This is a genomic window from Anaerotignum lactatifermentans DSM 14214 (assembly GCF_900142265.1).
Classification (GTDB): Bacteria; Bacillota; Clostridia; order Lachnospirales; family Anaerotignaceae; genus Anaerotignum; species Anaerotignum lactatifermentans.
The window spans coordinates 1-8,496 of sequence record NZ_FRAH01000105.1 but is presented as its reverse complement, the minus strand read 5'-3'; the positions used below and the strand labels follow the sequence as shown (position 1 = coordinate 8,496).

The window sequence follows — 8,496 nt, the reverse complement described above, 5'->3', positions numbered from 1 at the left end:
TTTTTGACTACTTGCGGCTGAAAGGTTGATTTACGATCCTGTGGAACCTCAATTTCCATAGAACCATAACTGCTGTTGATACGTTTGCGTTTATACCCATTTCGGTAATCATCATTGTCAGAACGCTCAGATTTTTCATATCCGAGATGATCCTCCATTTCTGCTTCCATCATTTCTTTGATGGTTCCGCCCAGAAGGTCTTTTAGAGCTTCCTGAATATCCTCAGCTGTCTGAATATCGTATTCTTCCATGAGCTGATGAATAATGTTTCGTTTTCCCTCTGTCATTTGTACCCGATGTATGGGTTTCTTCTGTTTTGCCATAATAAAAGGTCCTCCTGTAAATAATATTTTATCATAGAAGAACCTTTTTATCATATATTTACAGAAAAAGTTTCACAGATCCCCTGATTAAATCTTATGACATTACGCCCTCCATGTCAAGACGAGCAAACCCGTATGACAACGCTATGGCAGAAAATTTTTTCTCCATTCTCAAGGCAGAGTGTATCTACCGCCATAAACCAGCTTCATTCTGTGAAGCCAACGAGATGATTGACCGTTATATTTATTTTTACAACCATGAGCGCATCCAGTTAAAAACCGGAGAGCCGCCGCTTACGCGACGCCTCTCCACTTAAAACTTCATATTTTCCTACATAGAGGCCTTTTTGTGCTGTCCGCACAATCTGGAGCAGTTCATTTGCACCCTTACGGTCTTTTCTAGATAACTTTTTATTCTTCTTACAATTTCCATAGTGTAGCAATCCGTATATTATAGGAACATAATCTCTCTTTCTCATAAACTGATTGAGCCAATCATATTTTTCTCTGTTTCCATTATAAAAACATGAAAACCCCATTTCATATATAAAATGACGCTTTCTTTGCTCCTTTGAGTGCAAATCTTCTCTTATAAATGTCTGGCATAAAATCAACTCCCTTGAAATAAAAGCAATCTTTTGACAAAAAGAATCCTTAGGTAACCAATGCAATGAGTCACATACATAGATACAAATAGGCTACCCCGCACGATCGTTTGATTTGCTATTTATTCCTCTTCATCTGAGCAAATTTCCTCTATTTCTCCCGCATCAAGATCAATCAGCAAGCCACAGCACCGCGCCCATTGACTTGTGTCAGGCGCAAAGGCTTCATAAAAATCAAGAAAAGGATCTTCTCCCATCATAGAATAAATGATATCTATTTGGCTTTCATAATCCTCTGCACACTGAAGCTCATAAGAAGGATTGATATTGTCATAGACCCATTCATTGATTTCTTCATCAGGTACTTTCACAAACAATTGGAAAAGTTCAATCACTTCTTTTAAAATACTATGGTCAAAATTCTCCCACTCTTGCAGCCAGGCACCAAATATTTCTTCATAGATTTGGCAAAATTCATCCCACCTCTCAGAACGAGGTGCAAAGGCTTCATAAAATTCCGGGAAGGGATCACCAAGTTCTTCATTGTCAATGAAATCTCCATCTTCCATATCTTCTAAGAACATTTCGTTTGCCGGAACATTTTCCTCTACCCATTTTTTCACAACCTCTTTATTGGGTTCCTCTAAAAATGATGCAAAATAATCTACGGCTGACGCAAGGACATCTGGGTCATATTCGTTCCACAAATTTTTCATGAAAAATCCTCCTCCCTTTCCATCATCTGAAACAAATTTGATATATCTTTATTATATCAAAAGAAATCCCCTTGTTAAGTTTTTATAAACCAAAAGAAGGCTGACACATCTTATATTTTCTAAAATATACCAAGAATGTAAATGTTCTTTACCACAAATATCACCCTGTTTTTCAATTAATCGTATATAAAAAAGCAAAACAAAAAGCGACACCATTTTCATGATATCGCTCTTGTAAAACGCTGTATTTTTTTGTTTTTCCCTGTCGAAAAACGCAATTTCTATTATTCTTCTTCCAGCTTTCCTAAGATAGTGATCCGTATATTATGGGAACATCATCCCTTGGCATAAACGGATTGAGCCAAATCATATCCCGCGGTTTTTTTTCATGCAAGAAAATCCTGTTCTATCTCCAAAATAATGTTTTATTGGGATTTTTTAAGCGTCTTGATAGAGTTTAGAATTTCCTCTAAAAAGCCGGCGCCCGCATTCTGTTCTTGTTCTATTCTCTTTTGCAGTTCTTGAGATATTTTAAGTTCCACAGAAAGCAAAGCGTATTTCGCGTTTTTTCTTCTTTTGGAGAGCGGGGTCACATCCAGCACTTTACACCAGATGCTGTTGGGCATAAGCTGCAGCATATGGTGCAGAACCTGCACCGCATCCCCAAAATATAGCAGTTCTCCTGTATCGTGAACAAACGTCATCAACCCAAAATTGCCTTTCCCCGATAGTGTCCCTATGCGCCCATCTTCAGAAAAAAGCATAACGTCGTCATTTTCACCTTGTTTCAATAACAGCTTTTGACCTGTTTGGATATGTTCAAATCTTTCTTTGATTTCATCTGTGTCAAGACCAGATACTTTTATTTCCCCCTTCATCATTTCTTTGCATACATCAAGATAGTAAAAATCATCCCGCTTTCTATTGCTTTCTCCTGCTTCCCCGCCCCTTAGCAACGATTCAAAATAACTTTTTGGTTTTCCCCATGTTTCCAGGTACTGCGCTTCAATATCTTCCGCGCTTAACGGTGGTTCTTTAGATGGATCATATTCTTCGCTATGAGGATCTTGATAAATCTGGATATATCTTTGCGTCAATTTCGCGCTTCCGGCAGGAGAATAGAATGATTCCATATAAGGCTGCATTTCCTGAATGCCGCCTTCATTATGTATCTCTGCATAGAGCTCTATATCTGGATTATCCGCGCTTATTTCCCGAAAAACTGTTTCATACTCTAAAACCGCTAACCATCGGCGCACCATATATCCGCAGGAAAAAAAACCTACCTGATCCATTTCTCCTGCTTGGTCAAAATTTTCTGTGAGACCATATGGCTCCCCAGCTTTACCCACTTCAGTCGGTTTTAAAAACATTTCGTATAGATAGCTGTATTCTGTTTTCAGAGCCGCTTGTTCCGCCATAAAACGCAGCGCTTTCATAACATCTTTTTTTGTTCCTTTGATGGCAAATCTTCTTTTATAAACATCCGGCATAAAAACAACCTCCTTCCGAAACAAAAACGGTCTTCTAAATATAAGAATCCTGCATTCGAACAACCGATCTAATGATATCTATTTTGAGATAAAAATGCATTGTAAATTCTTGCACTGTTTTTGGGATCTCTTTTTTCAATTAATTCCTCTGTGTCTGAGCAGATTTTCTCTATCCCTCCAGCGCCAAAATCGAGCAGCTATCCGCAGCACGATACCCATGGAATGGTATCTGGTCCAAAGGTTTCATAAAATTGGAGGAAGGGAGCATGGAGTTCTTCATTGTCAATGAAATCTCCCTCTATCACCTTCCACGTCCTCAGATTCTGCCTCCATGCGGAGATCTTTGTCATGCATCAACTTTAAGAGCAGATCATACCGCCCTGTTGTCAGCGGGCTTACCGGCTTTCCGTTTATTCCGGATTGATCCTCTATTTCCCTTGTGCGAAAACAATAAAAAGCCGCATAAAAAATGTTTCACACTGTCGTCTCTCAATTTTCGAGGTAATGCTGGACCTGCATCGCAAAACTCTGTTATCATTCCGCCTCGTCCGGACGGTAATCATTGATCGACTTATAAATTTCACAAAATTCTTCCCATTCCTTTGTATCTGGAGAAAACTCTCTGCTGAATTGTGGGAACGGGTCCTCATCAAACTCTTGCAGCCCGTATATGATCTGGTCATGATCGGGCGCCCAGTTATCAAATATATCCGTAAAACAAATATTGTCTGCTACCCATTCGCTCAGTTTCTCTGTGTCGGGATTCGTACAAAACTGAGCGAGATAGCCCACCGCTGCCTCGCTGCCGGAATCATCACTGAGAACAGCCTCACATGTCGTCCGCTCATAGTGTAATTCACCGTCCTCGCTTGTAAATACGCCTACCTCATGGTTACGGAGACCCATGCCGCCCTCTTTGTCCTCAAAGTCAACTTCCATGCTGAGCACATTCTCCTGCATCAGCTTTAAGCGCAGGTCATACTGCTCTGTTGTCAGCGGACGTATGGGATTTCCGTTTCTTTCGGGCTGATCCTCGATCTACGACCTCGTCCAGCTGTCAAAATCCCCCCAGCGTTCCGGAAAACGACCACCGTCCGCTGCCGTTAAACTCTATTGTTGTTTTGTCGACTGTAGGGATATTCATATACCCGCATACCATACTCGCCGTAAAATTTCCATGCGTCCAGAACCGGTTTCAACGCTTCCACAGCCGCTTCGGTCCAGTCTCCTTTCAAAGTAAGTGTTCCATTCGCACTTGAAATGTTTGCCATACACGTAGGTTTTTCGTTTAGGGCATTGATGATACGCTGCCGTTCCATTCGCACTTGAAATGTTTGCCATACACGTACCTTCTTAAAATTTTATCTGCACAATCACCATTCTGCATCTTCCACAAATTCAGAACTGCCTTTTTCCCGGTCATAGAAAAATCGTACATGGGTATTTTGCAGTTCTCCTTCTTCTTCCGGTGGTACCCAAAGCCCTGCGTCCCATGATACTGACTGTATGGAATCGGTCAAGCGTTTCCGGTTTTCAAACGCCTCCTGCATCAATGCCACTTGATCTTCATTATAATAAAATCCCTTCGGAAAATCAGGTGATGAAACGTCCTTGAGATTCACTTCTGCCAGCAGCATCAACAGACACTCCAGCACTTCCTCTACTTTTGTCGGGTCCTGCGGGGACATAAAATCCTCCGGGTCGATATCAATCTCGTATTCTTCCACTTCAAACATCACATTCCAGGGAATATCCGCATCCCGATATTTTTCCAGCAATTTCGCAATTTCCTCACTTTTCATATGAATAATCACAAATGAACTGCTGCTGGAATTGGTGACAAAATCCGTTCGGATCTTCATAAAACATCCCTTCCTTTTTTCCTTCTGCATCAATCGCTTTTTGCCGATGTATCGCCCATCCTGCGTTCCGCTTCCGCCCCTTACAGCGCTTCAAATGGATACCCCTTCTCTTTGGCAAATTGCTCCGCATAAGATCCCGCAGGCGCATGAATGATGAACTGCGGACATCCAAAAAACGAATAGCCATGCGCACAGTCGTAAATCTTCGTCACACTCGCCGGTAGTGTAACATCACGCAGGCTTTCACAATCGGCAAATGCGTCATACGCAATCTCCTCAACCCCTTCTAACAGGATCACTTCTGTTAAGTCCACACAAGCCATAAACGCAGCTGGAGGAATCTCTTTTACGCTGCCGGGAATGGTCACGGAAGTCAGTGCAGTGCTTACAAACGCCTGTTCCTGAATGGTTGTAAACCCCTCCGGGAAGGTAATGCCCGTCAGATTCTCAAGACAATCATCAAAAGCATCCGAGCCAATTTCCTGCACACCGTCTGGTATAGTCACCTGTCCGCCTTCGCCATTGTAACGCACCAGCACATCATATTCGACCACAAATTCCTCTTTTTCCTGTAATTCATCCGCTTCATTCATTTCATTTGATTCTTTCGCCAGTTTGCGATCCGGTACATATAAATTCCCGCCGGAAGCTCCGTTTATGGCACCCCATTGCTCCCCATCGATTTCACAGGTATACGCCTGTTTCATACAATCATATGTATACACCTGGGCATATTCATTTTCCGGATCATATACTTCTGTCCCGGTAACGGAAATTTTGGCAATCTCCTGCATAGATGGAATCTTTTTGACTTTTTGGATAAATTTGTCGTCATCCGTTAAAATCGGCTCTCCGTAGCATTCGATAGAATCCTTGAGCATGTCCACCAGCGCCGCGATATCGGGACACTCCGCCAGCTCCTTCGGGCTGAGCATTGCGGAAACTTCCGCATATTCCCCAGGTCCGAACGGTTCTTCATAGCCCAAAGCCTCATATTTCAGCTTTTTTCCATTTTTCAATTCTATCATCAGGTTCAATGTAAAACTGCTGCTGCTGGAATTGGTTACAAAATCTGTTCTGATCTTCATTTTTACTTCCTCTTTCTCTTTGACTTCATTTCCATTTCGTTTATATGTTACGCAATGTCTTTTTTCCTAATAATCATTCAGATAATCCCGCGAACTTTACCAACTTCCATCCTATCTGCGTGAAGTACTCCATGAGAAGGCTGAATCTTTTCGCGTGACAGTTCCTATTTTCTCAGAACATCTCATACTCGCTGATTTTCTTCTCACGATCGTAACGAAAAATAGCGTCGCTGCCGCTTTCCGCTTCCTCTTCCTCGTCCATACCCCATTCTGCAATACCGGTATGCCAGTCCACCGTCTTGATAGAATCGGTCAGTTCTTTCACCCTTTTATTCGCTTCCAGAAGCATCTTCACCTGTTCTTCGCTGTAATCATAATCTACCGGGAACTCCGGCGATTCCACATCTTCTAAATTGACCCCGGCAAGCATATCCAGCAAGGCAGACAGCACTTCCTCCACACAGGTCGGGTTCCTCGGCACAAATATGTCATCCATATCTTCAATATGGATCATATCATTATCTATTATGAAATCCGTCGTCCAAGGAATATCAGCGTTTCGGTACTTCTCAAGAAACTCTCCGAGCGCTTTGCTCTTGATGTGGATAATCCCAAAGGAACTGCTGCTGGAATTGGTGACAAAATCTGTTCTGATTTTCATATAATTTTCCCCCTTATTCTATATATTGCTTGGTCGAACGGCTGCAAAGCACAATTTCCCGCATCAGCGGGCATCCGCCCATACAAAGTTCCCGCTTTTCACATGCCGGGCAAGCGCCTTTCATCCGATTCCTGAAATTTTCAAATTCCAGGCTATTCCACGCCTCCTCTATGATATACGTCCGCAGGGAAACCTCATATTTCCTTTCCTGATCAAAACTGCACGGCGTCATCTGCATATCCGCACTAATATAACAGCTGAATCTGCCGCCTTCACAGGTATCCAAAGACGCCGGATGAATATTTCCGCAGAAATTCACTGCTCCCGGCACGTGACAGCTGTCCATCCCCACTTTAAACGTATGCTGGGCGTCTATCTGCGCAAAGAAATCTTTCACCCTTGAGTCATCTGCCAAAAGTACATTTTCTGCCGTCCCCTGCCCCACTGGCTTATGTAAAAGGAAAATCACCGCATTGATGCCCTTCGGAAAATCATTTTTCTGCAGCCGTTCTATGGCTTCCTCTATGCTGTTTTGCCCCAATACATAATGAATATTTGTTTTCACGCCTGCATCCAGAATTGCTGTATCGCCCGCAAGGTATAGCTGCTGCGGTACCAGCTGACCGCTACCGCACCGCAATATTGCTTGCAAAGCGCCGCGATTTCCGGCGTCATTCCATAGCCGGACGTGGTAAAATTCGGCACCAACTGATTTTCCCGGCAAATCTGCAAAATCTCCACAAACTGTTCGTGCTGATCCGGGTCTCCTCGTCCGCCAAGGGCAAACTGATTGGTTTTTCCCTTGCATTGTTCGGCGATCCAGCGGAAATCTTCTACCGTCATATTGGGCTCTTCTTTCCATAATCCACTTTGGTAGCAACCCACACCAGCCTTGGCGCAGAGTCCCGTCTTGCCATGAATGCAGTGCCCCATAATTCCTACATCAATCAAATGCGGAAAAGATGCTTGAAAGGGATCTTTTCCCGTGTCCCTCCCTTTGTCATCTAATATTCCTGTCCGTACATAAGCGCCGGTTTCCGTATCAAATGCGTACTTGAAACAATATTTTGTATCTTCTATTACATACCTCATCATGTTTCACTTCTTCCGTTTTTATATTTTCTCTATTTTCCTGTATTTTTTTGTTTGTATTTTATTCATTATAATATTTTTTTATTTTTATTTCTACCGTATTTAATAAAAACAGATATATCTCTATACATATTTTTTCATTTTTTCGTGTAAAATTCCCTCATGTTTTTTACGCACTATATCGCGTGAAAAAAGATACTTTAAAACAGTGTATAAATGAAACTCACATTTTATAAAGAAATAATGCAATTTGTTATGATTTGCAACAATATTTTTCAAAAGTATGGATCTCCTATCGAGATCTTTTGCTGTTTTGCAATCATAACCACGCCTAAAAGACGTGGTTTGCACTAGCCCTATAAGGGCTTATTAAGAGCCAGCGCCTAAATGACGCTGGCTTTCACTTCGTTCAAGCCTTGGTGGTATGATTATCTGCTACCCTTAAAAGGGTCTTCATACTCTTTTGTATTCAACTTATCTTCAATTTGATCTTGTTTTTCCTGTTCTCTGATATATTTTTGAATCGTTGCTGTATTTAAACCGACTGTACTTACATAATATCCTGTTGCCCAGAAATTCCTATTTCCGAATTTATACTTCAGATTTGCATGACGATTGAATATCATCATTGCACTTTTTCCTTTTAAGTATCCCAT

General features: G+C 41.9%; 12 protein-coding genes. 1 reads left to right on the top strand and 11 read right to left on the bottom strand.

All coding sequences use genetic code 11. From position 1 onward, the window contains the following. A partial coding sequence (locus BUB35_RS17060) for a transposase (RefSeq protein WP_200777629.1) occupies positions 1 to 323 on the bottom strand: 323 nt, incomplete at its 3' end. 20 nt (positions 324 to 343) lie between these two features. Between BUB35_RS17060 and BUB35_RS17055 the strand changes: the two genes are divergently transcribed. Further along, positions 344 to 640, top strand: coding sequence for an integrase core domain-containing protein (locus BUB35_RS17055; protein ID WP_330391266.1), 297 nt, complete (start codon positions 344 to 346; stop codon positions 638 to 640). A gap of 410 nt (positions 641 to 1,050) precedes the next feature. On the opposite strand, the gene BUB35_RS17050 is transcribed toward BUB35_RS17055, so the two are convergent. From BUB35_RS17050 to BUB35_RS17010, 10 genes are all read right to left on the bottom strand, one after another. Continuing rightward, positions 1,051 to 1,644 (bottom strand): hypothetical protein, encoded by a 594-nt coding sequence (locus BUB35_RS17050; RefSeq protein ID WP_072853719.1) that lies wholly within the window; start codon positions 1,642 to 1,644, stop codon positions 1,051 to 1,053. A 425-nt stretch (positions 1,645 to 2,069) separates the two neighbouring features. Beyond that, positions 2,070 to 3,137: a hypothetical protein gene (locus tag BUB35_RS17045; RefSeq protein WP_072853717.1), complete on the bottom strand. Its 1,068-nt coding sequence runs from the start codon at positions 3,135 to 3,137 to the stop codon at positions 2,070 to 2,072. A 534-nt stretch (positions 3,138 to 3,671) separates the two neighbouring features. Then, positions 3,672 to 4,085: a hypothetical protein gene (locus tag BUB35_RS17040; protein WP_143185488.1), complete on the bottom strand. Its 414-nt coding sequence runs from the start codon at positions 4,083 to 4,085 to the stop codon at positions 3,672 to 3,674. Positions 4,086 to 4,240: 155 nt separating this feature from the next. Continuing rightward, positions 4,241 to 4,372 carry a hypothetical protein gene (locus BUB35_RS19815; protein ID WP_276326396.1) on the bottom strand — a complete coding sequence of 44 codons (132 nt, stop codon included), beginning with the start codon at positions 4,370 to 4,372 and terminating at the stop codon, positions 4,241 to 4,243. A 138-nt stretch (positions 4,373 to 4,510) separates the two neighbouring features. Beyond that, positions 4,511 to 4,999: a hypothetical protein gene (locus BUB35_RS17030; RefSeq protein WP_072853710.1), complete on the bottom strand. Its 489-nt coding sequence runs from the start codon at positions 4,997 to 4,999 to the stop codon at positions 4,511 to 4,513. 80 nt (positions 5,000 to 5,079) lie between these two features. Beyond that, positions 5,080 to 6,087 (bottom strand): leucine-rich repeat domain-containing protein, encoded by a 1,008-nt coding sequence (locus BUB35_RS17025; protein WP_072853708.1) that lies wholly within the window; start codon positions 6,085 to 6,087, stop codon positions 5,080 to 5,082. 172 nt (positions 6,088 to 6,259) lie between these two features. Next, complete coding sequence (locus BUB35_RS17020; protein ID WP_072853706.1) at positions 6,260 to 6,748, bottom strand: hypothetical protein; 489 nt, start codon at positions 6,746 to 6,748, stop codon at positions 6,260 to 6,262. Between the two features lie 13 nt (positions 6,749 to 6,761). After that, a complete protein-coding gene (locus tag BUB35_RS19730; protein WP_242949284.1) occupies positions 6,762 to 7,400 on the bottom strand; it encodes an SPASM domain-containing protein in 639 nt (212 codons plus the stop codon). Continuing rightward, positions 7,310 to 7,843, bottom strand: coding sequence for a hypothetical protein (locus BUB35_RS19725; RefSeq protein ID WP_242949283.1), 534 nt, complete (start codon positions 7,841 to 7,843; stop codon positions 7,310 to 7,312). The genes BUB35_RS19730 and BUB35_RS19725 overlap by 91 nt, the downstream gene beginning before the upstream one ends. 425 nt (positions 7,844 to 8,268) lie before the next feature. Further along, positions 8,269 to 8,496, bottom strand: a 228-nt coding sequence (locus BUB35_RS17010) for a transposase (protein ID WP_072853704.1), incomplete at its 5' end; no start/stop codon positions are given.

Bases quoted from the DNA above. Each gene is read 5' to 3' on its own strand.
- BUB35_RS17020 (WP_072853706.1), bottom strand. From the start codon at position 6,748: ATGAAAATCAGAACAGATTTTGTCACCAATTCCAGCAGCAGTTCCTTT.
- BUB35_RS17030 (WP_072853710.1), bottom strand. From the start codon at position 4,999: ATGAAGATCCGAACGGATTTTGTCACCAATTCCAGCAGCAGTTCATTT.
- BUB35_RS17025 (WP_072853708.1), bottom strand. From the start codon at position 6,087: ATGAAGATCAGAACAGATTTTGTAACCAATTCCAGCAGCAGCAGTTTT.
- BUB35_RS19725 (WP_242949283.1), bottom strand. From the start codon at position 7,843: ATGATGAGGTATGTAATAGAAGATACAAAATATTGTTTCAAGTACGCA.
- BUB35_RS17050 (WP_072853719.1), bottom strand. From the start codon at position 1,644: ATGAAAAATTTGTGGAACGAATATGACCCAGATGTCCTTGCGTCAGCC.
- BUB35_RS17045 (WP_072853717.1), bottom strand. From the start codon at position 3,137: ATGCCGGATGTTTATAAAAGAAGATTTGCCATCAAAGGAACAAAAAAA.